Annotated in this window: 1 pseudogene; it reads right to left on the reverse strand. The window is 62.2% G+C overall.

The window, feature by feature from the left end:
* Nucleotides 1–105, reverse strand: a pseudogene (locus HMPREF2572_RS15300) (RHS repeat protein); the annotation flags it as partial.
* Between the last annotated feature and the right edge of the window lie 165 nt (nt 106–270).

The raw sequence follows: 270 nt of genomic DNA on the forward strand, positions 1-270 counted from the left end.
ATCGCGTTTGAACTCGGTAATCCGCAGCGGGGTTTGGTTGTCGAGGTCGTCTGAAAGCGGGGCGGCGTCTTTTTTGGGGACGGGCTGTCCGCCCAGCTGCGCCATCAGTTTGGCGGCGAGGGAGGCGTCATCGCCGAATTCGCGCTGCTCGACCAGCTCGTTGCCGGCGTTGTAGCGGTAGCCGGTGAGCTTATGGTCGAAGCCGCTTTCGGCAATCAGGCGGTCGAGGACGTCGTAGGCAAAGCGGTAGCGCGCACCGTTTTCATTGGT

It is taken from the genome of Neisseria sp. HMSC064E01 (assembly GCF_001808875.1).
Classification (GTDB): domain Bacteria; phylum Pseudomonadota; class Gammaproteobacteria; order Burkholderiales; family Neisseriaceae; genus Neisseria; species Neisseria sicca_A.